General features: G+C 44.1%; 23 protein-coding genes and 1 pseudogene. 16 read left to right on the forward strand and 8 right to left on the reverse strand.

The window, feature by feature from the left end:
• Positions 1–27 precede the first annotated feature (27 nt).
• The 9 genes from ACVW0P_RS19440 to ACVW0P_RS19480 all read left to right on the forward strand — a co-directional run bounded on the left by ACVW0P_RS19440 (position 28) and on the right by ACVW0P_RS19480 (position 11,514).
• Positions 28–1,017 (forward strand): D-alanine--D-alanine ligase, encoded by a 990-nt coding sequence (locus ACVW0P_RS19440; protein ID WP_457133543.1) that lies wholly within the window; start codon positions 28–30, stop codon positions 1,015–1,017.
• A 254-nt stretch (positions 1,018–1,271) separates the two neighbouring features.
• Entirely contained in the window at positions 1,272–2,174 is a 903-nt protein-coding gene (locus ACVW0P_RS19445) for a helix-turn-helix domain-containing protein (protein ID WP_457133544.1), read from the forward strand.
• An 82-nt stretch (positions 2,175–2,256) separates the two neighbouring features.
• Positions 2,257–3,099: an SDR family NAD(P)-dependent oxidoreductase gene (locus tag ACVW0P_RS19450; protein WP_457133545.1), complete on the forward strand. Its 843-nt coding sequence runs from the start codon at positions 2,257–2,259 to the stop codon at positions 3,097–3,099.
• A gap of 99 nt (positions 3,100–3,198) precedes the next feature.
• On the forward strand, positions 3,199–4,035 hold the full coding sequence (locus tag ACVW0P_RS19455; RefSeq protein WP_457133546.1) for an SDR family NAD(P)-dependent oxidoreductase: 837 nt from the start codon (positions 3,199–3,201) through the stop codon (positions 4,033–4,035).
• 141 nt (positions 4,036–4,176) lie between these two features.
• Positions 4,177–5,220 (forward strand): NAD(P)-dependent alcohol dehydrogenase, encoded by a 1,044-nt coding sequence (locus tag ACVW0P_RS19460; RefSeq protein WP_457133547.1) that lies wholly within the window; start codon positions 4,177–4,179, stop codon positions 5,218–5,220.
• A gap of 103 nt (positions 5,221–5,323) precedes the next feature.
• Complete coding sequence (locus ACVW0P_RS19465; protein WP_457133548.1) at positions 5,324–5,905, forward strand: C40 family peptidase; 582 nt, start codon at positions 5,324–5,326, stop codon at positions 5,903–5,905.
• Positions 5,906–6,282: 377 nt separating this feature from the next.
• Positions 6,283–7,755 carry a PAS domain S-box protein gene (locus ACVW0P_RS19470; protein WP_457133549.1) on the forward strand — a complete coding sequence of 491 codons (1,473 nt, stop codon included), beginning with the start codon at positions 6,283–6,285 and terminating at the stop codon, positions 7,753–7,755.
• 314 nt (positions 7,756–8,069) lie between these two features.
• Positions 8,070–10,928: a M16 family metallopeptidase gene (locus ACVW0P_RS19475; protein WP_457133550.1), complete on the forward strand. Its 2,859-nt coding sequence runs from the start codon at positions 8,070–8,072 to the stop codon at positions 10,926–10,928.
• A gap of 67 nt (positions 10,929–10,995) precedes the next feature.
• Positions 10,996–11,514, forward strand: coding sequence for a TlpA family protein disulfide reductase (locus tag ACVW0P_RS19480; RefSeq protein ID WP_457133551.1), 519 nt, complete (start codon positions 10,996–10,998; stop codon positions 11,512–11,514).
• Between the two features lie 12 nt (positions 11,515–11,526).
• Here the strand turns inward: ACVW0P_RS19480 and ACVW0P_RS19485 are convergent, their stop codons facing one another.
• Both ACVW0P_RS19485 and ACVW0P_RS19490 read right to left on the reverse strand, forming a co-directional pair.
• Entirely contained in the window at positions 11,527–12,177 is a 651-nt protein-coding gene (locus tag ACVW0P_RS19485; RefSeq protein WP_457133552.1) for an START domain-containing protein, read from the reverse strand.
• 85 nt (positions 12,178–12,262) lie between these two features.
• Complete coding sequence (locus tag ACVW0P_RS19490) at positions 12,263–12,712, reverse strand: KTSC domain-containing protein (RefSeq protein ID WP_457133608.1); 450 nt, start codon at positions 12,710–12,712, stop codon at positions 12,263–12,265.
• 166 nt (positions 12,713–12,878) lie between these two features.
• Between ACVW0P_RS19490 and ACVW0P_RS19495 the strand changes: the two genes are divergently transcribed.
• The 4 genes and pseudogenes from ACVW0P_RS19495 to map all read left to right on the forward strand — a co-directional run bounded on the left by ACVW0P_RS19495 (position 12,879) and on the right by map (position 15,754).
• The gene (locus tag ACVW0P_RS19495; protein WP_457133553.1) at positions 12,879–13,208 is read left to right on the forward strand and encodes a hypothetical protein; all 330 of its coding nucleotides are present in this window, start codon (positions 12,879–12,881) and stop codon (positions 13,206–13,208) included.
• Positions 13,175–13,258 carry a hypothetical protein gene (locus tag ACVW0P_RS19500; RefSeq protein WP_457133609.1) on the forward strand — a complete coding sequence of 28 codons (84 nt, stop codon included), beginning with the start codon at positions 13,175–13,177 and terminating at the stop codon, positions 13,256–13,258. Before ACVW0P_RS19495 ends, ACVW0P_RS19500 begins: the two co-directional genes overlap by 34 nt.
• 97 nt (positions 13,259–13,355) lie before the next feature.
• Complete coding sequence (locus tag ACVW0P_RS19505; RefSeq protein ID WP_457133554.1) at positions 13,356–14,876, forward strand: PAS domain-containing sensor histidine kinase; 1,521 nt, start codon at positions 13,356–13,358, stop codon at positions 14,874–14,876.
• 114 nt (positions 14,877–14,990) lie between these two features.
• Positions 14,991–15,754, forward strand: a pseudogene (map, locus tag ACVW0P_RS19510) (type I methionyl aminopeptidase).
• Here map and ACVW0P_RS19515 read toward each other — a convergent pair.
• Positions 15,751–17,574: a PAS domain-containing sensor histidine kinase gene (locus ACVW0P_RS19515; protein WP_457133555.1), complete on the reverse strand. Its 1,824-nt coding sequence runs from the start codon at positions 17,572–17,574 to the stop codon at positions 15,751–15,753. The pseudogene map and the gene ACVW0P_RS19515 overlap by 4 nt on opposite strands.
• Before the next feature lie 235 nt (positions 17,575–17,809).
• Between ACVW0P_RS19515 and ACVW0P_RS19520 the strand changes: the two genes are divergently transcribed.
• On the forward strand, positions 17,810–19,249 hold the full coding sequence (locus ACVW0P_RS19520; protein ID WP_457133556.1) for a DUF3943 domain-containing protein: 1,440 nt from the start codon (positions 17,810–17,812) through the stop codon (positions 19,247–19,249).
• An 87-nt stretch (positions 19,250–19,336) separates the two neighbouring features.
• Here the strand turns inward: ACVW0P_RS19520 and ACVW0P_RS19525 are convergent, their stop codons facing one another.
• From ACVW0P_RS19525 to ACVW0P_RS19545, 5 genes are read right to left on the reverse strand one after another with little or no spacing between them, the layout of a single operon-like run.
• Positions 19,337–19,801 (reverse strand): DMP19 family protein, encoded by a 465-nt coding sequence (locus tag ACVW0P_RS19525; protein ID WP_457133557.1) that lies wholly within the window; start codon positions 19,799–19,801, stop codon positions 19,337–19,339.
• A 5-nt stretch (positions 19,802–19,806) separates the two neighbouring features.
• Positions 19,807–20,217: an acyl-CoA thioesterase gene (locus ACVW0P_RS19530; protein ID WP_457133558.1), complete on the reverse strand. Its 411-nt coding sequence runs from the start codon at positions 20,215–20,217 to the stop codon at positions 19,807–19,809.
• A 36-nt stretch (positions 20,218–20,253) separates the two neighbouring features.
• On the reverse strand, positions 20,254–20,535 hold the full coding sequence (locus ACVW0P_RS19535; RefSeq protein ID WP_457133559.1) for a type II toxin-antitoxin system YafQ family toxin: 282 nt from the start codon (positions 20,533–20,535) through the stop codon (positions 20,254–20,256).
• A gap of 7 nt (positions 20,536–20,542) precedes the next feature.
• Entirely contained in the window at positions 20,543–20,740 is a 198-nt protein-coding gene (locus ACVW0P_RS19540) for a hypothetical protein (RefSeq protein ID WP_354431941.1), read from the reverse strand.
• A 53-nt stretch (positions 20,741–20,793) separates the two neighbouring features.
• On the reverse strand, positions 20,794–22,218 hold the full coding sequence (locus tag ACVW0P_RS19545) for an MATE family efflux transporter (protein WP_457133560.1): 1,425 nt from the start codon (positions 22,216–22,218) through the stop codon (positions 20,794–20,796).
• 475 nt (positions 22,219–22,693) lie between these two features.
• On the opposite strand from ACVW0P_RS19545, the gene rpsO reads away from it, so the two are divergent.
• Together rpsO and ACVW0P_RS19555 are read left to right on the forward strand one after the other, a co-directional pair.
• Positions 22,694–22,972 carry a 30S ribosomal protein S15 gene (gene rpsO, locus ACVW0P_RS19550; protein ID WP_322227586.1) on the forward strand — a complete coding sequence of 93 codons (279 nt, stop codon included), beginning with the start codon at positions 22,694–22,696 and terminating at the stop codon, positions 22,970–22,972.
• Positions 22,973–23,102: 130 nt separating this feature from the next.
• Positions 23,103–25,244 (forward strand): polyribonucleotide nucleotidyltransferase, encoded by a 2,142-nt coding sequence (locus ACVW0P_RS19555; protein WP_457133561.1) that lies wholly within the window; start codon positions 23,103–23,105, stop codon positions 25,242–25,244.
• Positions 25,245–25,349: the final 105 nt, after the last annotated feature.

The raw sequence follows: 25,349 nt of genomic DNA on the forward strand, positions 1-25,349 counted from the left end.
CAAATTCAAAAACTATCTTTGGCTATCATGAAAACCATAAACGTAGCCCTTTTGGCCGGTGGCTTTACCGGCGAGTACGAAGTATCTATCGACAGCGCCAAAAACATTGCCGCCAGCTTAGATGCCACCAAATACAAGGTTTATACCATACTGATAAACCGCCATAACTGGGTTTACGAAACTGATGGCCAAGCCATCGATATTGATAAAAACGATTTTAGCCTTACCCTAAACAGCGAAAAAATAAAGTTCGATTTTGCGTTTATTACAGTGCACGGTACGCCGGGCGAGGACGGCAAGCTGCAAAGCTATTTTGACCTTGTGAATATCCCGTATAACACCTGCGATGCTACCACATCGGCCATCACCATGAACAAGGCCTACACCAAGGCTATTGTGAATGGCATTCACGGTTTGCACACCGCCAAATCTATCCAATTGCACCAAAAGGACGACCATGATACGGCAACCATCGCTTCTGCACTGAAGTTCCCGCTGTTCATCAAGCCAAATAATGGCGGGAGCAGCGTGGGCATGAGCAAGGTTTATAATGTTGGCGGCCTGCACGAGGCTATCCAAAAGGCCTTTAAGGAAGACCCGCAAGTATTAATTGAAGAGTTTATTAAAGGCCGAGAGTTTAGCATTGGGATTGCCAGGCTGCACGGCAAAATAGTGGTGCTGCCCGCTACCGAGATCATCAGCTCGAAGGATTTCTTCGATTACGAAGCCAAATACACGCCCGGTGTGTCCGAAGAAATTACCCCTGCCGACCTGCCCGAGTCCAAGAACCACGAGATAGCCGAAATAGTTACCCAGGTCTATCTTCGCTTGAATTGCCGTGGTATGGTACGTGTGGACTTTATATTGCTGGAGGGTACGCAAGAGTTCTACTTCATTGAAGTGAACACCACGCCGGGGCAAAGCGCCAACAGCCTGATACCGCAACAGGTAAGGGCTATGGGCATGAGCGTTACCGACTTTTACGGCACGCTAATAGAAGGAACTATGCACGCGTAGTATCAGGTGTCCCACTTTTTTATTCATGTGCGATTTCTAAATTATAAGTATCTGTATATAAGTGTGTTGTGTTTTTTGGTGCAACAAGGTTTCATCAGCTAATACTTTAAATAAACGCTACGATCATTTGTTATAAAGTTACTTATGTGTTTTTGTATAGATGTCCCATTTGTTAAAAAACGGTACAGAGTGGGACAGGGTGAGACACCTCCGATAAAAGTTTGCGTTTAGTTTGAATTGTGTAACTTTGCCTTATGGCAACTACAGAAACAATAGAAGATTTCTACAAACAGAAGTTTAATTACATGCCGGATAACCTGGGCCAGGATATCGGGCACTTCAATGTTTTTCGTTTAGAGGATTGTTACGCCCCCGGCGCCAAGCCAATTGTGTACACCCGCCGCGATTTTTATAAGATCAGCCTTATCCGCGGTAAGCACGTGGTGCACTATGCCGATAAGAGTATTGAGGTAGATGGCACTACGCTCATCTTTTTTAATCCTAACGTGCCCTATACCTTCGAGCATAAAAGTAATGACCAAACCGGGTCCTTCTGTATTTTTAAAGAATCGTTTTTTACAGAAACCCTGCGCACTAATGTGCACGAACTGCCTATGTTTGGCTTAAATGGCAAACCCACCTACACACTTAACAGTGAGCAGGATGAGTACGCTACCCAGATCTTTAAAAAGATGCTTGACGAGATCAATTCAGATTACCGCTTTAAGTACGACCTGTTGCGCAACTATGTTACCGAACTGATGCACTATGCCCTTAAGCTACAACCACAGGAAACCATTTACCAGCACCCGGATGCCAACTCGCGCATTACATCTGTATTTACCGAACTGCTGGAACGCCAGTTCCCGATAGAAACACCTTCTCAGCGCTTCAACCTGCGGTCGGCTAAGGATTTTGCCGATAGGTTATCTGTGCACGTAAACCACCTCAACAGGGCTATCCGGGTAACCACGGGTAAAACCACTACCGACCATATTTTTGAACGCCTAACCAGCGAAGCCAAGGCCTTATTAAGGCACACCAACTGGAATGTATCAGAAATTAGCTACAGCCTGGGCTTTGAAGAACCCGCCCATTTCAATAATTTTTTTAAAAAACAAACCAGTTCAACCCCATCTTCTTACCGTGTTGTTTGAATTTTGTAAGTATTGGTTTGAATGATGTAAACGCTTGCCTGTTTTGCTGATGTACTTTTGTTTTATCAAATCATCATCAAAAATGGAAAACAAAATTAAAACATGGTTCATTACCGGTGCTTCAAAGGGATTAGGCCTAAGCCTGGTAAAGCAACTGCTGGCAGCAGGGCAAAATGTTGCCGCAACATCACGCCACCTTGCCGAACTGGTAATTGCTGTAGGCTCAACCGCCGACAATTTTTTGCCGATTGAGGTTGACCTTGCCAATGAAGATAGCGTGGGCTGCGCTATGCATCAAACTAAAAAAGCTTTCGGCCGCATAGATGTGGTGATCAACAATGCAGGTTACGGCATTGGCGGTAGCATCGAAGAACTGACCGACCAGGAGAGCCGTAGCAGTTTCGACGTTAACGTATTTGGTACGCTAAATGTAATCCGCATGGTTATGCCTTATATGCGTTACCAGCAATCGGGCCACATCATTAACATTTCATCTATCGCGGGTTTTGCTCCGGGCATCGGCTGGTCGGTTTATGCTGCTACTAAGTTCGCTGTGGAAGGCCTTTCAGCAGTATTGGCTGAGGATGTGCGTGAATTTGGGGTAAAGGTAACTGTGGTTGCCCCCGGCGCTTTCCGCACCAGCTTTTTAACGCAGGATTCCCTAACCATCGCTAAAAACCGCATTGAAGATTACAAGGTGGTTGGTCAATCATTAGACCGCTACCTGGGTTACCACGGCCAGCAGGCAGGCGACCCTGAAAAGGCTGCTACAGCCATTATCAATGTAGCGTATGACGAAAACCCGCCGCTGCATTTATTATTGGGTGCCGATGCTTACGACCGCGCCATGGCTCAATTGGAAAAGCTGGAGAAAGAGTTCCGCTTTAACGAAGAGCTAAGCCGATCAATGGCGTACAGCGCTTAATTTTTCAAAGTATTTATTAAAATGACAAATGCTTCCCAAGAAGGGACAGGGGATGCCTTTGCCATAATTTTATCACATCTAACATTAAAACATAAAACAATGAGCAATCAAAAAGTATGGTTTGTAACAGGCGCCTCAAAGGGCCTCGGGCTAAGCCTTGTAAAACAATTATTAAACAATGGTTATAACGTGGCTGCCACATCGCGCAGCGTAGCCGATCTTGAAAACGCCGTAGGTAAGTCTGAAAGCTTTTTACCGTTGGCTGTAAATATTACAGATGAAAGAAGCGTAAACGATGCCATCAGCCAAACCATTAGTTTGTTTGGTAAGATAGATGTTGTGGTAAACAATGCGGGTTACGGCATAATAGGTGCTTTAGAAGAACTGAGCGATGCAGAAGCGCGTGCTAACTTTGATGTAAACGTATTTGGGTCGTTAAATGTGATCCGCGCGGCGATGCCGCATCTGCGCAGGCAGCAATCCGGGCATGTGTTTAATATTTCATCTATAGGTGGTTTTAGCGGCAACTATCCGGGTTTTGGTATTTATTGCGCAACCAAATTCGCGGTGCAGGGCTTTACAGAGTCGTTAGCTGCCGAGGTTAAATCATTCGGGATAAAAGCTACAATCGTTTCTCCGGGGTACTTCCGCACAAACTTTTTAGCCCCCGATGCCCTGAGCGTACCAAAAAACGAGATTGAAGATTACAAAGCCGTACGCGATGTACAGGCGGCCCACCAAAGCGACATTAACGGACAGCAAGCCGGCGACCCTGAAAAAGGTGTTGCTGCCATCATTACCGTAGCCGAAGCTGCAGAAGCGCCAATGCACTTGTTTCTTGGTCAGGATGCCTATGACCTTGCCTATCAAAAAATGAACGACGTTAAGCAAGACCTGGAAACGTGGAAAGAGTTAACGGTTAATACGGGGTATTAAGAGCCTCTCCCGGCCCTCTTTGAAAGAGAGGGAGCCGAACTCAGTTTTCTAAGCCCCGGCTATAATTATTTACAACAATATTACACGAATAGCTGCATAATGTGCCCATATTCGTATTACGAAAAACAAAAACCAAAAAACATGATACCAGTAAAAGGATACGCGGCACAAGACCCGCAAACCGATCTTGCACCCTGGAGCTTTGAGCGCCGCGACGTTGGCCCTCATGATGTGCAATTCGACATTTTGTTCTGTGGTGTATGCCACTCAGATCTTCACCAGATAAAAAACGACTGGTTCCCGGGGATCTTCCCGATGGTGCCGGGCCACGAAATTGTTGGCCGTGTTACCGCGGTTGGCGCGCACGTAAAAAACTTTAAGGTAGGCGACCTTGCCGGTACCGGCTGTATGGTTGATTCTTGCCAGGTTTGCGAAAACTGCAAGCAAGATCTGGAGCAATATTGCCTTGAGGGTAATACGCCAACCTATAACGGTCTTGGTCGCGATGGCAAAACCCCAACTTACGGTGGTTACAGCAACAGCATTGTAGTGCGCGAGGAATTTGTGCTGCACATTTCAGATAAGCTTGACCTTGCAGCAACCGCGCCATTATTGTGCGCTGGTATCACCACCTACTCGCCGCTTAGGCACTGGGGTGTTGGCAAAGGCCACAAATTAGCCGTATTGGGTTTAGGCGGCCTTGGCCACATGGCTGTTAAATTTGGTGTTGCTTTTGGTGCCGAGGTTACAGTATTAAGTACTTCGCCAAAGAAAGAAGAAGACGCTAAAAAGTTAGGCGCCCACCACTTTGTGGTAACGTCAGACCCTGAACAGATCAAAGCCGCAACCGGTACGTTCGATTTTATATTGGACACCGTATCCGCCGAGCACGATTTTAACATGTACTTAAGCTTGTTACGTACCAACGGTACCATGATCTGCGTGGGTGTGCCATCAGAGCCTGCAAAGGTTGCAGCGTTTAGCCTGTTGGGCGGCCGTAAAAGCCTTGCCGGTTCGGGCATCGGCGGTATTGCCGAAACCCAGGAAATGCTTGATTTCTGCGCCGAGCACGGCATCGTTTCAGATATTGAAATGATAGACATTAAAGACATCACTAAAGCATACGAACGTATGGTTAAAGGTGATGTACGCTACCGTTTTGTAATTGATATTGCAACGCTGTAAGCGACATTATACTTGAATTAAAGGCGGATGATCTGATGAAGGTTATCCGCCTTTTTTGTTTGGGCGATAAAAACTTATTATACAATACAATGTAGTACTACGTATGCGCTATCTCATCATCATGTTGCTTTCGGCAGGTGTTTTACTTTCTTGCTCAGATGCCCGCAAACCAACCTATGTAATTACGGGCAACGGGGCTACTGTAGCCAAACAAGACACCCTGCCGCCACCCGCGCCTGATAGCGCCGGCTTATTTACCAAAATAAATACAGGGAACACCACTCCCGAACAGGTACTTGCCTTCGCCAATACCTTACGTGGCATCCCATATAAGTATGCATCAATAGACCCGGCTGTGGGTTTCGATTGCTCGGGCTTTATCACATTTGTGTTTAACCATTTCAAGATTGCCGTGCCCCGCCGCTCGGTCGATTTTACTTATATGGACAAACCCGTAAACCTGCGTGACGCCAAAACCGGCGACCTGATCCTTTTTACCGGTACCGATAGCACCATTAGGGTAGTTGGTCACATGGGCATTATTATCAGATCACCGGGCCGGGAGTTGACTTTTATTCACTCCACGTCCGGTAAAGCCAATGGCGTAACAGAAACGCCCTTTAATAGCTATTACCAGGGGCGCTATGTAAAAACAGTGCGCATATTTCCGCAGAATGGCAGATAATAGTATATTTGTAAAGCCTTAATCAATAGGATATTAATACGAAATACGATGAGATTATTTGCTGCACCAATTATGGCTGTCATTTTTTTAGGCTGGGTGTGCTACATTGCCTTTTTACCAAAACTTACAAGCAATATAAGAACGAAGTTTTTGCCGGGTTTTTCTTCATCGCCATATGGGTGGTGTTCCTGGCAGTTATAATTTATTGATCCGATCAACATACAATCAAAAGGCTACTCCTTTTAAGTTTACCTGCCTTTTTGTTACAATGCTATCCTTGCCGCTACAACTATTTTGAGTTTTAAAAACTTATATTGCTCAAAAATTATTATTTAGCAGTTAATAACGGGCTTGTGCTGTTATTGCAAATCTACCTTATGCACGATAAATTAACGCAAGGCGACATTAAGGATATTTTAACCAGGCTTAAACAATCTGAAGCCCGGTTAAATATGGTTATTAACTCAACCAGATTAGGTACCTGGGATTTTAACCCCGTTACACATGAACTTACGTGGTCTAAAGAATGCAAAGAAATTTACGGCCTGCCGTTAGATGCAAAAGTTGATTTTGAGTTTTTTACAGATCACATTCACCCGGATGATAAAGAATTTTCGCTACAGCAAATTCAAGACGCGTTAAACCCGGCGGGCGATGGTACCTACGATGTAACGATCAGGATCATTCGGTTTGATGATAAGACCGAGCGTTGGATCAGGTCGCAGGGCAAGGTTACGTTTGATATTTTGCGCCAGCCCAATATGTTTATTGGTACTGTACTTGATGTTACAGAACAGCGGGCAGCCGGCGAGCAAAGCGCACGGCTTGCCTCTATAATCGATTCGTCTGAGGATGTAATTATCAGCAAAACGCTTGATAGTATTGTCACCAGTTGGAATGGGTCGGCAGAGCGGACGTTTGGCTACACCGCCGATGAAATGATCGGGCAATCCATCCTTAAACTAATTCCGGCCGACAGGCAGGAGGAGGAACCACAAATATTGGCGCGGCTTAAAAACGGCGAACGTGTGGAGCATTTCGAAACCGTTAGGGTAACCAAGTACAACCAACTGATAAATGTGTCGTTAACTATTTCGCCCATCAAAAATGCGGAGGGGAAGATCATCGGCCTATCAAAAATAGCCCGTGATATAACCGAAAAGAAGCAGGAAGAATTAAGGAAGAACGATTTTATAGCCATGGTAAGCCACGAGCTTAAAACGCCTTTAACATCTATCCGCACCTATATTCAAGTTTTACTTGCCCAGGCTAAAAAAGATGAGACCGGCTTTAGTATGAACGCGCTGACACGTGCAGATGTGCAGGCAAAAAAAATGACCTCCATGATCCACGATTTCCTGAGCCTGGCAAGGTTGGAAGAGGGCAAGATCCGCATCACCAAAGAGGAGTTTGAACTTCACACCCTGATAGAAGAAATAGCTGATGACGCGCAGTTTTTAACTACAACCCATAAGGTTACCGTTGTTGATTGTAAAGGAATAAATTTAACGGCAGATAGGGACAAAATAGGGCAGGTGCTCATCAACCTGTTAAGCAATGCCATCAAGTACTCACCAAAAGGGGGCACAATCACGATAGGCTGCAGCAAAACCGGCGATGACGTAAAAATATTTGTAAAGGACGAGGGCGTTGGTATAAACAATACCGACAAAAAACGCCTGTTCGAAAAGGTTTACCGGGTAAAGGACGAAGAAATTAAAATGGTATCAGGTTTTGGTATCGGGCTTTACCTTGTATCGGAGATATTGAAGTACCACGGTAGCGAAATAAAAGTAGATAGTACAGAAGGCGCAGGCTCAACCTTTTATTTCACATTAAAAGCTTCTTAAACAAAAAATCGGATAACTTTTAAGGTTATCCGATTTGCATATTCATTGCCTGTGGTAGGTGTTGTTGGTGTTTAGCGCCAACAATATTTAAGGTAACATTGTGAAACCGTAAAATGCAGTTCTTCGTAATCGTGATAGGCGCAGGCGTCATTAAAAACATCCCGGTTAAGCGATAATTAATTGTCACAAATCTGTTACAGTGTTTCAAAATCTACAGCTATAATATCAACTCATACGTTAATTCATTAATATTATATTTTCCTGCCGGATGCTTCAAACATCAGGAGAAATAATACTGACTAAACATTAATCATATGAACAAAACTTTAAAATGTGCTTTGCTGGCACAGGTTTTTGTGGTAGCGGCCCTAACTACCAACGCCCAAACTGCTGTACAGCCTAAACTGATCGAAAAGGTTACCCGCAAGGGCACCGAACTGGTTATCCCTTACGAGAAGTATGTGCTTCCTAACGGGTTAACCGTTATTTTGGCCGAAGACCACTCAGACCCATTAGTACACGTGGATATTACCTACCATGTAGGTTCGGCGCGAGAAGAAATTGGTAAATCGGGTTTTGCCCACTTCTTTGAACACATGATGTTCCAAGGAAGCGACCATGTTGCCAATGGCGACCACTTTAAAATTATTACCGAAGCAGGCGGTACCCTAAACGGATCTACCAACCGCGACCGTACCAACTACTACGAAACCGTACCTGCCAATCAATTAGAAAAAATGCTGTGGCTGGAGAGCGACCGCATGGGCTTTTTGCTTGATGCCGTTACCCAGCAAAAATTTGAGGTGCAGCGCGCAACCGTTAAAAACGAGCGCGGCCAAAACTACGATAACCGCCCTTACGGTTTAGTTGGCGAGTATGCAGCAAGGGCTATGTACCCTTATGGCCACCCATATTCGTGGTTAACTATTGGGTACATCGAGGAATTGAACAAAGTAAATGTAAGCGATCTTAAGAATTTCTTTTTGAGATGGTACGGCCCAAATAACGCAACCATCACCATCGGCGGCGACCTTAATCCCACGCAAACCCTGGCATGGGTAAGCAAATATTTCGGCAGCATCCCGCGCGGGCCTGTTGTTAATAAAGCAGCATTCCCTATCCCGGTGTTAACCGCGGACAGGTATGTGTCATACATTGATAATTACGCGAAACTGCCGTTATTATCAATTAGTTACCCGGGTGTTAAAGCTTACGATAAAGACGGGGCAGCTTTAGATGCGCTATCAGAGATCATCGGGCAGGGTCGTAACTCTATCCTTTACAAAAACTTTGTAAAAACGCGTAAGGCAGCACAAGCGTCCATGAATTCGGCAAGTCCCGAATTATCTGGCGAGATCAGCATCCGTGTAGTTCCGTTCCCTGGGCAAACCTTAGCTGATGCTAAAAAACTGGTAGATGAGTCGTTAGTTGAGTTTGAAAAGACAGGCGTGAGCGATGAGGCACTTGTCCGTTTTAAAGGCAGCGCCGAGGCAAATGCCGTAAATGGTTTATCAAGCGTTAACGGCAAGGTATCTGAACTTGCAGAAGCCCAATACTTAACCGGCAACCCTAATCAGATAGGCCGTGAATTGGCCGATATAAGGGCAGTTACCAAGGATGATGTAATGCGCGTGTACAACAAATACATCAAAGGCAAACCGGCCGTTATATTAAGTGTGTTGCCTAAAGGCGGTACTTTAACAGCTGCTGCGCCAGACAACTATACCGTAAATACCGCGGGGTACAAAGCCCCTGATTATGGTTACAACGGCTTAACCTATAAAAAAGCCACCGATAACTTTAACCGCGCCGCTAAACCGGCTACAGGTGCAAACCCTGTAATTAAAGTGCCGGTAATGTGGTCGTCTGTTACACCGAACGGTATAAAAATGATCGGTACCAAAAACAGTGAGATCCCAACGGTATCTATCTCTATGTCGATCAAAGGCGGTGGTTTAGATGCCATCAGCAACCCTGCTAAAGCCGGATTAGCAGGCATTGTGGGCCGTATGATGAACGAGGAAACCCAAAAGTACACTGCCGAGCAATTTAACTCCGAGTTGGATAAACTGGGTAGCAACATCAGCATTGGCGCAGGTGCCGAAGAAATGTTCGTTAGCGTATCAACCCTAACTAAAAACCTGCCTGCAACCATGAACTTGCTACAGGAGCGTTTGTTTGCCCCTAAGTTTACGCAAGATGCATTGGACCGGATCAAGAAGCAGACGATAGAAGGCCTTAAACAAGCCAAAACCCAACCCGCAGGTGTGGCATCAACCGTTTACAGTAAAATACTTTACGGAACGGATAATGTGCGCACTTACTCGACAGGTGGGAACGAAGAAACCGTTGCCGGCATCACTTTGCAGGATGTGCAGGCTTATTACGACAAGTATTTCACCCCGTCGCAAACCTCCATCGTGGTTGTGGGCGATGTGAACGAAGGCACAGCCAAAGGCAACCTGGCGTTCCTGAACGCATGGGCAGACAAAAAAGTAACCATCCCAACCCCGAACGAAGGTAAAACTTTCGAAAAAACCACGTTGTACATTGTTGATGTACCCGGTGCTGCTCAATCAGAGATCCGCATAGGTTATTTGGATAAACTAAACTATGATGCAACAGGCGATTACTACAAATTGGGTATAGCCAACTACATTTTAGGAGGCGCGTTCAATAGCCACATCAACCTAAACCTGCGCGAGAAAAAAGGCTGGACCTATGGCGCACGTTCGGGTTTTAACTCCGGTAAATTTGGCGGTACTTTTACGGCATCAGCAGGTGTCTTGGCTACGGCTACCGATAGCTCGGTGTATGAATTTATTAAAGAGATAAAGGATTACCAAAAAGCAGGTATCACGCCCGAGGAATTGAAGTTTACCCAAACCTCAATAGGCCAGAGCGATGCCCGTAATTACGAAACTAACAGGCAAAAGGCGGTGTTTCTTTCAGAGATCCAAGAGTATAACCTGAAGCCAATATATGTTGACGAGCAAAACAAGATCTTGCAAACCATTACCCCGGCCGAGCTTAAAAAGCTTACCGACAAATACCTGAACACTGACAATATGGTGATACTGGTAGTGGGCGATAAGGCAAGGGTATTACCCGGACTGCAAAAGTTAGGTTATCCAATTGTTGAATTAGACAGCGACGGTAAACCGAACATGTAACGTCAAAGCATAAAAACAAAAAGTGCCCTTAGCAAATGTTAAGGGCACTTTTTGTATCTTACAACCAATGAAAAAGATCTTTCTGATAGTGGCGATGGTCTCGGTTACTGCATTTGATGTTAAGGCGCAAAGCAAAAGCGATAGTATTAAGGTAATAGCGAATTATGAAAATATAAACAGTGTTAAAACTTTACTGACAAATTTTAAAGGGAAACCGGTATTTATAGATATGTGGGCGTCCTGGTGCGAACCTTGTAAAGAGGAGTTTAAATATACTAAGGCATTACATGCAGCATTAATGGAAAGAAATATAGAAATGCTCTACGTATCTGTAGATAAAGATACCTCTAACATCGCCTGGAAAAAGGATATGCAGGCGTTTGACTTAACCGGAAATCATATCAAAGCAAACAAAGCCCTGCGGGACGATCTTACCACTATGATATGGGGCGGGGTAGACGCGTTCTCGATACCCAATTATCTTTTGTTTGACAGTGATGGCAACATACTGCTTAAAAGCGCGATGCCACCTGATACGGGCGTTGCTTTGCTAAAGCAATTGGATAATGCACTTGCCAAAAAATAAAAAGTATAGCTTTTAGTAATTCTTAATAAACGGCAAGCGGGCGGTTTTATATTCCGTTTTTTTAAGTTGCAGTTTTAGTGCTTTAAAACTTTCGTAAGGCCCATCGGATGCGAACATGTTACTTAGCCAGGCAGGTATAGCGCCACCGGGATCAAGCTGTATGGTATATTCTACCTTAACTTCGTTTTTATTAAGTGGGAAAATAAGCCATTTGCTGATGGAGTTTTTTACCCTCACAATCCCATCACGCTCGGGCACCATGGTAGGGGCAATGGGGCCATCCAAAGTTACTATTTTGGTTTCTTCGTTTTGCGTAGTTATCAGGTGGGCCACAAAGTCGCGGTTTTGTGCCGGCCATGGTATGCTTATTTCCGAATAATAAAAAAGCTCGGAAGGGGAAACCTGTTTAACCAGGCGGATCGATTTTGTATGATAGATCCACTGCGGGCGGCTTTTAAGGTCAAGCAGTACAGCTACCATCTGTGTAAGGGTACTTTGGTAGCTGCATTCTATCTTTAAAGCCCTAAGCTTTGAATTAGTTACAGTGCTGGTGTATATTTTAATGCCGTCCTTATCGCTCTTTAAAGCCCAGGTATATTGGGCCGATGAACTTTCAGATACGATAAAAAGTAACAGTAAGGCGAAAGCTATTTTTTTAAACATAAATGCAGCAGAAAATTATCCAACAAATTTAATTATCCGGATTATACTGCATGTCATCCATACAACACAATTACTAAAAAAATAATTAGGCTGTGGCTACCAGTTTGCTTGTGCTGCGGTAAACGTATTCGGTATAAATATGCCTGCGTGCAAACCTGCCCGGCGAATCTGCATTAACCAGTTTTACATAAACGGCTTTTGGCACGTCAAAGTATTCGTAAGAGTTACCGTCAGTAAAATCAACACGTAACACTTGTGATTTGTATTCAAAATCTACAATGGCAGCTGTGCCTGTGGTAGCGGTATATTCCGCTAAAGATTGCGCGCGGGTTTCGGGCGCTATGCTTACTAAAAAGTGGTAAGCCTCAATAATGGTCTTGCTTTTTTCTTCGGCCTGGTGCTTGCTGTCTTCGCTATCCTGAAATTTATCCGGGTGCCATTCTTTCATCAAACTGCGGTAGGTTGATTTTAATTCGGCCAGCTCGGCAGCTTCGGTAACGTTTAAAAGTTTGCGGTAATCGACGATCTTTTTCATTGTATTGCTATTGTATTGGTTATCGCCGATGGAGTTTATCCATTGAAAATAATTTTGCAAAGGTACGCTTTATTAACCATGTGTGCTACTGTGGCGCAAAAATTATAAATGTCGTTGCAGTTGTGCCGAAAGACTTTCATTTGTAACAAAAAACCACCCACCCTTTTTGGAGAATATACAAGCAGATATTGATGCAATAGGCAGCATTGAAGCAATAACATCTATAATAGAAGTAGTTTGCCGCACTACGGGCATGGGGTTTTTGGGGGTTGCCCGGGTCACCGACGATAAGTGGATAACCTGCGCAGTGCGCGATGAGATCGTTTTGGACTTATTCCCGGCAACTGTTACAAACGCGGGCAAACCAACCCCCGAAGCTGTTAGAGAAAAGCTGTTCAGGCCGTTTTCACGTGGTAGTCGGGTAAGGACGGGCTTGAACTTGGCCTTTATATCGCTTCAGAAATCGCACGCGCCCATGGTGGTACGTTATGGGTAGACTCGCGACAAGAAGAAACTACCTTCACCTTTACTATGCCGGTAAAATAATTTCTGGCCGGTCATCTTTTAGCAAATAATGCCTTGCTTATGTTCTTAAAAGTAAATGTTATTATAAGTGATATTATAAAGGTAATTTAGAAGACCAATGGAAGATGCCTCAAATCCTACTATCAATATCGCCCACTACCAACAAAGAGAAAGGGAACTGCAAAGCAAGTTAGATGAATTGATAGATTTTGTAGAAAACGCATCTTTACCACTACACTGGGTGGACGGCAACGGCGTTATAATATGGGCTAACCAGGCCGAGCTTGATTTGTTAGGCTATACCAAAGATGAATATATAGGTTTCTCCATAACTGATTTTCATACTGATGAGAACGTGATATCTGATATTTTAACCCGCCTCACCAATAACGAAACGCTTCAAAATTACGCTTCAAAACTTAGATGTAAAAATGGCAGTATTAAGCATGTACTTATTAACTCCAATGTATTAACTAAAAACGGCGAGTTTGTGCATACCCGTTGCTTTACGCGCGATATTACTGAGCTTAATGAAGCAAGTATCCGCAGGGATATTATTTTACAGGAACTTGAAAAAAGCGAAGCCAAATTGAAAATGGTGATCGCATCCGTTAATTTAGGTACGTGGGAATGGGAACCTAAAACTGATCTTTTGACGTGGAGCGATGAATGTAAAAAGATTTATGGGTTGCCACTAGACAAGGAAATAACTTTTGAAATATACGTTCAACACTTGCACCCGGACGATAAAGAGCGTGTGGTGCAGGCGATACAGGATTGTCTGGACGGGGCATACGGCGGGGAGTACGATATAGTTTTAAGGATCATCCGTTTTGATGATGGCAGCACACGGTGGGTTAGGGCACAGGGTAAAGTTTATTTTGAAGCGGGCGGTAAGGCAGAACGATTTATTGGAACTGTGGTTGATATTACCGAGAACAAGCAGGAGGAATTACGAAAGAATGATTTTATAGCGATGGTTAGCCACGAACTTAAAACGCCTTTAACCGCCGTAAAATCATATATCCAGATCTTGTTGGCAAAAGAGAAAATGGAAGGCAACGCTTTTAAACTGAATGCCTTGACCAGGGCGGAGGTACAAACCCAAAAGATGACATTGATGATACAGGATTTCCTGAGCCTTGCGCGTTTGGAGGAAGGGAAGATCCGGCTGAATAAAGAGGTGTTTGAGTTGCACAAGCTGATAGAGGAAATTGCCGGCGATGCCCAATTTTTAGCTTCGAGCCATACGGTTAAATTACAGGACTGCGAGGATATTATTATACGGGCAGACAGGGATAAAATAGGGCAAGTACTGATGAATTTACTTAGTAATGCTATCAAATATTCGCCTAAAGGTGGCTCAATTGTTATTGGCTGTGTAAAGCTTGGCAATAAGGTAAAGGTTTTTGTGAAAGATGATGGTATTGGTATAAGCCTGGCAGATCAGCAAAAGTTATTTGATAAATTTTATCGGGTTAAAAACGAAAAGATAAAGACCGTATCGGGCTTCGGCATAGGGCTATACCTGGTGTCAGAACTATTACGCTACCACAAAACTAAAATTGAAGTGGAAAGCCGCGAAGACGAAGGCTCCACTTTTTATTTTACGATAAATATGCAGCAAGCCCAATTATAAACCAGCGGTACGGTCATTTATATAGGTTTTATAAGGATAGCCAATGCATCGCTAATTTACCTTGTTATGTTGTAAGGCTGTTTAAATGTTAATCAGGATTAGTAATTTTGTACCATGTCAATATCAACAGAAGCCGAACGTTTGGGGATGGAAAAAGTAAGTAATGCCGTGGCTAATACGCTTAAGCAAATGCGCCAATATGCCAAACCCGGCATGAGCGCTAAGCAACTTGATGATTTTGGTGGCGAACTACTTAACGGGCTTGGTGCAAAATCGGCCCCAAAGCTTACTTACGGTTTCCCGGGGTGGACGTGCATCAGCATCAATAATGAGGTTGCGCACGGGATACCATCCGCAGAAAAAATACTACAAGAAGGCGACCTGGTGAACATTGATGTATCCGCGGAATTGAATGGCTACTGGTCTGACAATGGCGGTTCTTTTGTTTTGGGCGAGGATATCCACGGCCACGGTAAATTGGTAGAAGCATCAAAAGCAATTTTGCAGAAAGCTATCAGCAGTATTAAAGGAGGCGTTAAGATCAACGAAATTGGCCGTTTGATAGAAACTGAAGCAAAAAAAGCAGGTTATACAGTTATCAAAAATTTAACAGGCCATGGCGTAGGCCGCAGCCTGCACGAAGAACCACACGAAATTGCTAATTATTGCGATAAGTGGAATGTGACCCGTTTTAAGAAAAACTCGGTTGTAGCTATCGAAACTTTTATATCTACCGCATCGACCATTGCGAATACCCAGGCCGATAAATGGACCCTGGTAGGTAAAAAGGTGGTTTTGTTGCACAACACGAGCATACCATTATGGTAACAGGCGGGCAACCCGTTATACTTACTGCTGCAAACGGCATCTGGGATTAATTTTCAGGAACGGGGATGCTAAACCAAAAGGTGCTGCCTTTGCCGGCTTCGCTGTTAACGCCTATTTTGCCGCCATGGCGCTCCACAATTTCGGCACTAATATATAGCCCTAACCCAAGGCCCGAGTATTGCAGGCCGGTAGCATCTACCCGGTAATAGCGTTCAAACAAGTGGGGAATCTTATCATAGGCGATACCTTCGCCAAAATCCTGTACGGATATTTTAATAGAGCGTTCGCGCTTTTTGATTTCAACAATTATTTTTTTGGATAATGGCGCGTATTTAACCGCGTTGTTAACAAAGTTTACTATAACCTGCTCTATTTTGCTCTTGTCGGCAAAAACATCAACAGTTGTATCGCCTTTTAAAACAAGTTCGTGTTCGCCGGCAAGTCGGATATGGTCGCAGCTTTCCGTAACCATTTCAGCAACATTAAAGTTGGTTTTATTGAGTGCCAGTTGGCCGGCGCTTATTTTAGATACATTAAGCAGGGTTTCTATCAAGTGCTGCATTTTAGACAGGCTGGTATTTGCCTTGCTTATAAACTGGGTCACCTTTTCGGGGTTGCCGTTGGTTTTTATCAGCTTATCCAGGATCTGGATAGATGCCTTTAGTGACGTCATGGGGGTTTTAAGCTCGTGGCTGGCAACACTTATAAAATCGTCTTTCTGCTGTTGCAGGCGTTTAAACTCGGTAATGTCTAACACAGTGCCAAGCATTCGTACAGGCGTTTCGTCGGTATCATAGTAAATTTTCCCCTGTACCCGGATCCAGCGGGTGGTTTCGTCGGGGTTTGATATTCGCGCTTCGTAAAATAGTATGCCGGTTTTCAGGGCTTCTTCATGCGCCTTGCTGCGAATCTCCTTGTCCCCGGGAATAAAAGCGTCTATCAACTTTCGGCGGCCAACAGCTTTCTCAAATCCAAATATTGTGTTGAAACGCTCGGAGGTTACCATGTTTTGAGTAAGTAGATTCAAATCGAAAGTGCCTATCTCGGCGGCCTCAATAGCCAGGCGACCACGTTCTTCAGTATCCTCTATGCTACGGCGGGCCAATACCTTATCGGTAACATCAATGGCTATAACTAATATCGAATTAATGCTGCCATCAAAGTGGCGCACCGGCTCGTACACAAAATCTATATAAATCACCTCTGGTTTCCCGTTGCGGATCATTGTAACCTCGGCCTCTGTTGCCGTGTAGGCCATGCCGGTTGTAATAACCTGGTTCATGACCGGGGCATAGGCGGGCGCGGCCTCGGGCACGGCATCCCAAATGGTGCGGCGTTCCAGTTCTTTGCGTTTTTTACCAACCAGTTCAAGGTAGGTATCGTTCACCACCTCAATCATCAAGTCCTCGGCACCGATGATGCAGATGCCTATAGGTGCCTGCCTTACCAGGTTATAAAGCGTCATTTCGCTTTCTTCTACCGCTTGTTTAGCGCGCTCAAGTTCAGTAACATCGGTATTAAAGGCCGCTACACCATATACATTGCCATCTGCATTGCGCAGGGGCATATAGGTGAATTTGTAGTAATAGGTTTGTAGTTTGCCTGCCACTAAAAGATCGACCCGCTCACTGCCACTATCAAATGTTTTGCCGGTGCGGTAAACGCTTTGCAGGTAGCCCAAAAATGGCTGGTCTTCCAGTTCGGGCAGGGCATCAAAAAAAGTTTTCCCGATAACGGATGCGTCCCTGTCCCAGGCTTTCAGGGTAGCGGCATTGGCAACCGTGATGGTCATATCTTCGCCCGTGCATACATACACCGGGAAAGGTGACATTTCAACAATATCGCGAAAAATATTTCCGGTTGGTTCCAATTGCTTTAGTGTATTACTAATTAAATAATTTGCCCTCTTCAAAAATAAAAAACTTTCGCATACTTAAAATAGCTATTGCAGAATAATCGCCAGAAAGCTACGGGCACGATATTGGCCTTAAAATATTTTTTTTGCAAACCATTTACACCAAAATGCATTATAGTTGACATAACCTTAACCTTAACATTTGCGTAATACAATCTTGTTGATGACTTAACCCTTTAATGCACGCGTATTGAAATTTTTACCTTACCAGTTCACCATGCTGGCTTTAGCCGTGGTGTTATGTTTCCCCGTAACCCTGATTGCTCAAACCGCCCAGGATGCCAACAAGTTGATTGTTGACACGTTGCCAAAGCCCATACCTAGGCGTGCACGTACGCCATTTTTTGGCCCCGCACCACCCGAGACAAAACGCTTTGGCCGCGCCGCCATCGAGTGGGGGCTTGCGCAAGCCATACCCTTTAGTTATGGTAAGTTTGTAGTGCATGCACCATACTCTAACGTAACCACCTCAACCATTTGGCGCAACTTAAACCCCGGCAGCTGGCAATGGGATAAAGATATTTTTCGTACCAATCAATTTGGGCACCCGTACCAGGGGAGTTTATACTTCAGTTCATTTCGTAGCAATGGGTATAACTTTTGGCAATCGGCACCGGCGGCTGTTGCGGGCAGTTATTTTTGGGAAACCTTTGGCGAGAACGAGCACCCGTCGCCCAACGATTTTGTGAACACAAGCTTCGGGGGGATCGTGTTGGGCGAGATGAGTTACCGACTCTCTAACAAAATCGTAAACAACCGCCACCGTGGCTTTGGCAGGCAGATGGAAGAGTTTGTCGCCTTTTTAGCCAACCCAATGAATGGCCTGAACCGTTTGCTTGATGGTAGATGGGGCAAAGTGTATGGTAACCCTAAGGACAGGGATTCATCACAAGTATCTGCCGAGTTTGACCTGGGCGCCCGTACTTTCAATAGCATTACAGGTGCAGAAGGCGGCAATAAAAAGGCAGGGATATTTGGGCGTGCCAAGCTCTTTTATGGTAACCGTTATAAAGATTACCATACTCCATTCAGTAATATCATGATTAACCTGGAGGTTGGTAAGGATGATAGTTCGGTAGTGAACGCGATAAATGTGTACGGTTCGCTGGCAGGGTGGGAGCTGGAATCAAACCGAGACTTTAAACACCTGGCTATCCTGAGCGCAAATTATGATTACATTAGTAATGAGTCGTTCTTTTATGGTGGCCAAAGCGTTAAGCTAAACCTTTTCTCTCAATATGACGTGGGTACAAAAGTGAAGGTCAACACCAATATAGGCACCGGCCCCGTGTTGCTGGCGGCGGTGCCCAGCACTTACTCATCAAACGGCCGAAATTATGATTATACGTCGGGCTTTAGCTTTAATGGCGGGGCCGGGATAATTGTAAAAGACAGGTTTTTTGCAAGTTTTGATTACCGCGGCGCATTTCTTTATACAGTAAACGGGAATAAATCTCATTACTATTTGCATACCGTTAACAGCGAATTGCGGTACGCCTTGTCTAAAAAGCTATCGGTTGTTGGCGAATCGGGTTATTTCTTTTTACGTGGAAAATATGACGAACATGGCGATGTAAACAAACGATACCCGTTTGCAAGGTTATCTATGCGCTATAGTGTGGATTTTTAGGGAGGCAGAGAGGCTTGCCAGGTGCACAATAAGATCAGCAGGAGTTCTGCTGATCTTATCCTTAAAATTTTAAAAATTACTTATCGACTAAACGAGCTTTACAAATTCTTCAACATTTGCCCGCGCGTACTTTTCAATTATAGCCATGGTATTATCGTGCAATTGAAAATAGCTTGCATTGTATTCATCAAATGTTTTTTGATTTTCGAGGTAAGCACGCTCTACTTTATCAACAAGGCTTAAAAGTTCAATGTCGCCTACCAAGGCCAACCCGTTTTTTATAGTGGGGAGATATTTGCCATAATTGTGATCATAAAACTGCTTAAATCCCCCGTTTGCTACTGCTCCGTCCAAATACCAAAAAAAGTATAGGGCTTTTTGCCCCGGCGAAAATCTTTTTGAAAGCTCATCATCATCGTCACTTGATTCAGCAATGTTGATGGTAGATAAAATCTCCCATCCAAAATCCCATCCATTCAATGTTTCAAATTCTGATGTGCTGAAATCGGGCCGCAGGTGATTTTCTATTTCGAAAATTGTAAAGGGTACCATAGTGTTTAGATCTGGTAATGCTCAATTACATCCTCCGGGACTTTTGCGCCGCGGCCGGTAGCCATGTCAATCATCACGTAATCGAAGTAGCCGTCGCAGCAAACTTTGTTAGTGGCTTTATTGGTTAGGGTAAAGGCCACGCGACAGCCCTTGTCATTAATAGTTTCGATGCCGGTTTTTACGATGAAGTAGTCGCCCATGGTGAGTGCGCGTTTATAGTCAACATGCGCGGTGCGCACCACCCAGCCAAAACCACGCTCCATAAATTTTTCCATAGCCATGCCGTAGCAGCGTTCCATTTGGTCGTAACGGGCGGCAAGTACGTAATCAAAATACTTGCTGTTGTGCACATGGTGAAACATGTCTATATCATCGGGGCGTACCCGCAGTTCGGTCTCGAAGGTGGAGTAATTCATTAATTCAAAAGTAAAAATTCAAAAGGAAAAATAATGTTAGAATAGGTCAGAATGTGAGCCTGTGCGCACCAATTCCAGTAGGTTTATTTCTTCATTTTCATCCCAAATTAATAATAGGTCGGGTTTTACATGGCACTCCCAGTAACCGGAGTAATTGCCGCTTAACTTATGCGGCTTATGCTTCTTAGCTAAACCGGAATGGCCTTTTTCTGCAAGGGTTTCGATGAGTAGTTGCAGTAAATGGAAATCGTTTGCCGAGCGTTTCTTAAGGAGTTTTAGGTCTTTTAAAAACTTTGTAGAGGTAACTATTTGAAACATGATGCAATTAAATGCTATTAAACAGTTCTGCTACATTGTTGAATTTTTTACCTTTCCCGGCCTTTAGCTCGTTTATCGCATCAATTGTATCGGCATTAGGAGTAGTGCTTTGTTTTTTTACTTTCACAGTAATGTTCAATTCTTTTAAAAATTGTTTAACCTGTTGGGTTTTATCGTCCGGTACCTGAATTTCAATCGTCTGCATATACAAATTTACTTATTTGATATTATACCAACAAGTTTGATGAATCTTGTTTTTTACACCAACGTCTTCTTCCACTTACCTTTCTTAAATAATATATAAGCTGCTATTGTTAGGCCTATTTCGGCTACGGGGATGGCGATGAACACGCCTGTTGGGCCCATTTGAAAGTGCTTAGCCATAAGGTAGGCAAACGGGATCTGGAAGAGCCAAAACGTGCAGAAATTTATTTTGGTGGGTGTCCAGGTATCGCCGGCACCGTTAAAGGCGCTGGTGAATATCATGCCTATCCCAAAAATGATAAAGCCCCCGCTCAGAATCTTTAAGGACCGTGTGGCCACTTGTTTTACCACTTCATCCTCTGTAAAAAACGACGCGAACAAATGGCCGCAGGTTAAAAACAACACACTTACCACACCCAGGAAAACAACGGTGTATTTGATAGTTTGATATACTGACTGCTCGGCCCTGTCTATATTGCCTGCGCCGAGGTTTTGCCCAACAAGAGTAGCCGCCGCATTGCTAAGCCCCCATGCGGGCAGCAAAAAAAACATCATTAAACGTAACGAGGTTTGATAGCCTGCCGAGCCCTGGTCGCCGCCGGTGGTGGCAACAAGTTCTGCCAAAAAGATCCAGCTGCAACTGGCTATTACAAACTGTAGGATGCCGGGTGCCGCTACTTTGATGATGGCCTTAATCTGTTTCCCGTCGGGCACAAAATAACTCAGGCGTATTTTTAAGGCATTTTTGTTGTTGAATAAATTATAAACCTGGTATGATACTCCCAAACCGCGACCGATAGTTGTGGCTATTGCCGCGCCCGTTAAACCAAACGCCGGGATAGGGCCAAAGCCCCTAATAAAGATAGGGCACAAAATAATATTGGCGATGTTAGCTATCCATAGGCTGCGCATGGCAACGGCTGCATTGCCCGCCCCGCGGAAAATTCCGTTTATCAGGAATAACAGTACGATGATGAGGCTGCCACCCATCATGATCTGGACGAAGCGCGTGTCATGGTTGGCCGTTGCTGTTGAAGCGCCCATTAAAAGCAAAAGGTCGCGGGCGTGGATTAACCCCGCAATGCTGATAATTACATTTATTACCACGGCGATAACGATAGTTTGCATGCCGGCTTTTGATGCTGCCTCGGGGTTTTTCTCGCCAATGCGGCGGGCAACAACCGCGGTTGCCGCCATACTTAGGCCTATTGCTAAAGAATATATTACGGTGAGTACAGATTCGGTTAAGCCAACGGTTTGGATGGCGTTGCTGCTATTGGGCAAGTGGCCTACAAAATACAGATCTACCAGCGCAAAAACAGATTCCATAGCCATCTCCAGCATCATGGGGATAGCTAATAATACAATGGCCCGTTTAATGGTGATCGATGTAAGGTCTACCTGTTCGCCTTTTAAGGATTGCTTTAAAACGCTGAAAAATGATTTTACGGTAGCTTTTGACTTGGCGACTTGTGACATAACAGGTTATTAACAGGTGTTTAAATATACAGCCTTTATGATAATATTGTATAAAAGTATAACTGGTACAAAGTTATACTTAACCTTTGTATCCATACTGTGTAAGAATGCCATAATGGCGGGCAGATCGCGACATTGTTTACAAAAGACTTTTTTGCGTTTGCAGTGGAAAGCCCACAGCGTGAGTGGCTTGTGGTAGGGCAGGCGAGGACTTGAAACGGAAAGCGCGGGCCGTAGGCAACGCCATGTTTTGGTGAATAGTTGATGGGGTTAAGTGGTGAATAGTTCTTGTATGCTTATAACCTATAAACAACCAATCACTGCTCTCTACTCAATATTCTCTATATTAAACCAAGCGCTACTTAACTTAATTAACCACTCACCAACCTCTCAAAATTCATTTTTACTTTTCAATTAAAACCGTATCTTTGCACCCAATTAATCAAATCAATCACGCTTTAATATTATTCACGTAATGTATTTAGGTAAAGAAGCAAAGGCAGAGATCTTTGCAAAACATGGTAAAAGTGTAACCGACACAGGTTCAACCGAAGGTCAGGTAGCATTATTCACTTACCGCATCGCGCATTTAACCGGTCACTTGAAAAAGAACAAACATGATTTTTCAACCCAGTTATCGCTTCAAAAATTAGTAGGTAAACGCCGCGGTTTGTTGGCATACCTGTTCAAAAAAGACATTGAAAGATATCGTGCTATCATCAAAGCGTTAGCGCTTAGGGATATCATCAAATAACTTTTCTTATTTTTTTAAAAGAAGCCGTCCGCATTTGCAGGATGGCTTTTTTACTTTTGAAACATTATTACACACACATAAAAAACCGGTGCGCTCCGAAAGATGAAAAGTGCACTACAAAACAAACAAGATGAGTTTAAACGTAATTAAAAAGGTTATTGATTTAGGTGACGGCCGCACCATTGAGATCGAAACCGGTAAACTGGCCAAACAAGCCGATGGTTCGGTAGTGATTAAAATGGGTGATACCATGTTATTAGCTACAGTAGTATCATCGCAGGAAGCAAAAGAAGGTATCGATTTTTTACCTCTTTCTGTTGATTATCAAGAAAAATACGCTGCCACCGGTCGTATCCCGGGTGGTTTTTTACGCCGCGAGGCACGCTTGTCAGACTATGAGGTTTTGATCTCTCGTTTGGTTGACCGTGCATTGCGCCCAATGTTCCCTGACGATTATCATGCTGATACTCAGGTAATGATATCATTGATATCTGCCGATAAAGATATTATGCCTGATTGCCTTGCTGGTTTAGCAGCATCAGCCGCTTTGGCTTGTTCTGATATCCCTTTCAACGGCCCTATATCTGAAGTACGTGTTGCTAAAGTTAACGGCCAATTGGTTATCAACCCAACTGTAACACAGCTGCAATCTGCAACTTTAGAGTTTATTGTTGCCGGTAGCGAGCACGATATCAACATGGTTGAAGGTGAATCTGCAGAGATACAGGAAGCAGAACTTGTTGAAGCAATTAAATTTGCACATACTGCCATTAAAGTACAATGTTTAGCTCAGAAAGAACTAACTGCCGAGCTTAACAAAACTGTTAAACGTGTTTACAGCCACGAGCACAGCAACGACGAGCTTGAAAAAGCCATCTATGCTGCTACTTATGACCAGGTTTACGCTATTGCAGGTGCAGCATCAGGTAAAGATGAGCGTACCGCTAAGTTTAAAGAAGTTAGAGATGCTTATATCGCTACTTTAGGCGAGATTGACGACATCACCAAATCATTAGCTAAAAAATACTACCACGATGTTGAGTATGACGCTATCCGTAACCTTGTATTAGACGAAGGCAAACGTTTAGACGGCCGTACTACTACCCAGATCCGCCCGATATGGAGCGAAGTTGGTTATTTGCCATCTGCACACGGTAGCGCGGTATTTACCCGTGGCGAAACACAATCATTAACCACAGTTACATTAGGTGCTAAGGATGATGAGCAAATGATTGATGGCGCGTTCATCAATGGTTACCAGAAATTCTTGTTACACTACAATTTCCCTGGTTTTTCAACAGGTGAGGTTCGCCCTAACAGGGGTGCAGGCCGTCGCGAGATTGGTCACGGTAACCTGGCAATGCGTTCGTTAAAACGTGTATTACCTGCCGAGGCAGAAAACCCATATACTATCCGTATCGTTTCTGATATCTTAGAATCTAACGGTTCATCATCAATGGCTACGGTTTGTGCCGGTACATTGGCTTTGATGGATGCCGGTATCAAGATCAGCAACCCGGTATCTGGTATTGCAATGGGCCTTATCACTAACGAAATGGGTACCAAATACGCTATCCTTTCTGATATCCTTGGTGATGAAGATCACTTGGGTGATATGGACTTTAAAGTTACAGGTACTAAAAACGGTATCGTTGCGGTACAAATGGACTTGAAAATAAACGGTTTATCATACGAGGTTTTAACCAACGCGTTAAACCAGGCTAAAGATGGCCGTTTACATATCCTTGGCGAAATGGCCAAAACGCTTACCGCACCACGTGAGGACTACAAACCACACGCTCCGCGTATCGTAATGATCAAGATAGATAAAGAATTTATTGGCGCGGTTATTGGCCCCGGCGGTAAAATTATCCAGGAAATGCAACGCGAAACTGGTGCTACCATCTCTATCGAAGAAAAAGACGGACAAGGTATCGTTCAGATCTTTGGTGATAACAAAGACGCTATCGACGCGGCTTTATCACGGATCCGAGCTATTGCTTCTAAACCGGAAGTAGGCGAGATATACGAAGGTAAAGTGAAATCAATTATGCCGTTTGGTGCATTTGTTGAGATCATGCCGGGTAAAGATGGTTTGTTACACATATCTGAAATTGACCACCGACGTATCGAAACCATGGATGGTATCTTTAACGTAGGCGACGAGGTACGTGTAAAACTACTTGATGTTGATAAGCAAGGTAAATTGAAACTTTCCCGCAAGGCTTTATTGCCCCGCCCGGACGGTAACAAACCTGCCGAAAACAACTAAGCAGTACTTTATTTATAATAGCAAAACCCTCTTTTAGAGGGTTTTGCTATTTAATTGAAAAAAATTTAAAACAAAAGCCGAACTTTTTAGGTTTGATTGAGTTAA

It is taken from the genome of Mucilaginibacter sp. UYNi724, assembly GCF_054057495.1.

Excerpts from the sequence above, each read along its gene's own strand:
- ACVW0P_RS19440 (WP_457133543.1), top strand. The coding sequence starts at position 28 with ATGAAAACCATAAACGTAGCCCTTTTGGCCGGTGGCTTTACCGGCGAG.
- ACVW0P_RS19445 (WP_457133544.1), top strand. The coding sequence starts at position 1,272 with ATGGCAACTACAGAAACAATAGAAGATTTCTACAAACAGAAGTTTAAT.
- ACVW0P_RS19450 (WP_457133545.1), top strand. The coding sequence starts at position 2,257 with ATGGAAAACAAAATTAAAACATGGTTCATTACCGGTGCTTCAAAGGGA.
- ACVW0P_RS19455 (WP_457133546.1), top strand. The coding sequence starts at position 3,199 with ATGAGCAATCAAAAAGTATGGTTTGTAACAGGCGCCTCAAAGGGCCTC.
- ACVW0P_RS19460 (WP_457133547.1), top strand. The coding sequence starts at position 4,177 with ATGATACCAGTAAAAGGATACGCGGCACAAGACCCGCAAACCGATCTT.
- ACVW0P_RS19465 (WP_457133548.1), top strand. The coding sequence starts at position 5,324 with ATGCGCTATCTCATCATCATGTTGCTTTCGGCAGGTGTTTTACTTTCT.
- ACVW0P_RS19470 (WP_457133549.1), top strand. The coding sequence starts at position 6,283 with ATGCACGATAAATTAACGCAAGGCGACATTAAGGATATTTTAACCAGG.
- ACVW0P_RS19475 (WP_457133550.1), top strand. The coding sequence starts at position 8,070 with ATGAACAAAACTTTAAAATGTGCTTTGCTGGCACAGGTTTTTGTGGTA.
- ACVW0P_RS19480 (WP_457133551.1), top strand. The coding sequence starts at position 10,996 with ATGAAAAAGATCTTTCTGATAGTGGCGATGGTCTCGGTTACTGCATTT.
- ACVW0P_RS19485 (WP_457133552.1), bottom strand. The coding sequence starts at position 12,177 with ATGTTTAAAAAAATAGCTTTCGCCTTACTGTTACTTTTTATCGTATCT.
- ACVW0P_RS19490 (WP_457133608.1), bottom strand. The coding sequence starts at position 12,712 with ATGAAAAAGATCGTCGATTACCGCAAACTTTTAAACGTTACCGAAGCT.
- ACVW0P_RS19505 (WP_457133554.1), top strand. The coding sequence starts at position 13,356 with ATGGAAGATGCCTCAAATCCTACTATCAATATCGCCCACTACCAACAA.
- ACVW0P_RS19525 (WP_457133557.1), bottom strand. The coding sequence starts at position 19,801 with ATGGTACCCTTTACAATTTTCGAAATAGAAAATCACCTGCGGCCCGAT.
- ACVW0P_RS19530 (WP_457133558.1), bottom strand. The coding sequence starts at position 20,217 with ATGAATTACTCCACCTTCGAGACCGAACTGCGGGTACGCCCCGATGAT.
- ACVW0P_RS19535 (WP_457133559.1), bottom strand. The coding sequence starts at position 20,535 with ATGTTTCAAATAGTTACCTCTACAAAGTTTTTAAAAGACCTAAAACTC.
- ACVW0P_RS19540 (WP_354431941.1), bottom strand. The coding sequence starts at position 20,740 with ATGCAGACGATTGAAATTCAGGTACCGGACGATAAAACCCAACAGGTT.
- ACVW0P_RS19545 (WP_457133560.1), bottom strand. The coding sequence starts at position 22,218 with ATGTCACAAGTCGCCAAGTCAAAAGCTACCGTAAAATCATTTTTCAGC.
- rpsO (WP_322227586.1), top strand. The coding sequence starts at position 22,694 with ATGTATTTAGGTAAAGAAGCAAAGGCAGAGATCTTTGCAAAACATGGT.
- ACVW0P_RS19555 (WP_457133561.1), top strand. The coding sequence starts at position 23,103 with ATGAGTTTAAACGTAATTAAAAAGGTTATTGATTTAGGTGACGGCCGC.